1 protein-coding gene is annotated in these 1,466 nt (G+C 38.5%); it reads left to right on the top strand.

Annotation, left to right across the window (positions count from 1 at the left end):
- Positions 1–1,419 (top strand): M56 family metallopeptidase (locus tag E1176_RS01105; protein ID WP_155208743.1); only part of this gene is annotated, 1,419 nt, incomplete at its 5' end.
- Positions 1,420–1,466: the final 47 nt, after the last annotated feature.

Genomic DNA, 1,466 nt, shown 5'->3' with positions numbered 1-1,466 from the left:
TTGCTCAGTAAAGAGACCGCTATTAATACGCGTAGATTTTATTTGTTATCTGCCGCAGTATTCACGATAGTGCTTCCACTATTTAGCTTCCCAAGTTTTGGCCTCACAGAACTAGGTACAATCGAAAGCATTTCTACTCAGATATTACCTGAGTTGGTGGTTGGCAGTGAAAGTGGTGTAGAAAGTACAGAAAATTTGCCAGCAGAAATTTCTTATGCAAGAATCACTTATTTGCTCATAGCAGCCATAATTGGTCAATTATTCCTTTTCCAACTGATGCAAATTCTCTGGTTTGCCTTCTCTAAGAAAACTGATGCAAGAAGAAATGGAAGCATAATTATCATAAATACCAACGGAACCTTACCTACATTCTCATTTTTCAACCTTTTGTTTTTTGACAATTCAATAGCCCTTAACCAAGACGAAAAGGAGCGAATACTATATCACGAAATGGTGCACATCAGACAAATGCACAGCTTAGATGTGGTGGTTATGGAGATTGTCAAAATCCTCTTTTGGATCAATCCTATTGGTTGGTATTTCCGCAAAGAAATTCAGGATGTACATGAATACCTCGCAGACGATCAGGTAGTGCAAAATACCGGCACTCAAAAATACACGAGTCTATTAGCCAAAATGGCTCTTAGTAAAGCACATTTATCGATAGGCCATCATTTTAATAAATCCAAAACCCTAAAACGCATACACATGATGAAACAGACTAAATCAAAATTAAAGACATGGAAAGCATTTCTAGCTACTCCACTTATTGCACTTACAGTCATAATTGTGAGTTGTAACGAGGAGGTAATGCAAGACATAGACAATGTAATGGAAACTGCCTCTCAAACAGAAATGCCAACGGAGCTTAATGCGGAATTGTTAAGATTAACAGAGAAATACCCTGATGCTGTCTTCAGTTATATTGAAACTGATGGTACCTCTGAGCGCTCATTAGAAAACCTACAGGATTTAGACCCTAGCACTGTAGCTTATATTCATGTATTTAAGGATAAAGGAAAAGTGGGTATAATTGTCAACCGTAATGGACCATTGCAAAATGAAGTAAGTCGCGATGGAGTTTTCACCATTGTAGACGAACCCGCTACACCTAAAGATGGTTTGCAAGCATTTTATCAAAGATTAGCCACAACTTTGGAATACCCTGTTCAAGCCAGAAAAGAGGGCGTAGAGGGCAAGGTATATGTTCAGTTCATTATTGACAAAGACGGTACTTTTCGAGATGTGAAAGTAGTAAAAGGTATTGGTGCTGGTTGTGATGCCGCAGCTGTAGCAGCTATCAATCAATTGAATGAAACATGGAGCCCACCGAGACAAAATGGAGAGGCTGTCAAGCAAAGAATAATTTTACCAGTATCCTTTAAGTTACCTCCTCAGGTAGAAGAAAGTGATGGGTAATCTCACTTTAGTGTAAATAAAAAAAGGAACCCGATCGGGTTCCTTTT

Source organism: Fulvivirga aurantia (assembly GCF_009711475.1).
In the GTDB taxonomy this organism is placed as follows: Bacteria; Bacteroidota; Bacteroidia; order Cytophagales; family Cyclobacteriaceae; genus Fulvivirga; species Fulvivirga aurantia.
This window is presented reverse-complemented; position numbering and strand designations above follow the sequence as displayed.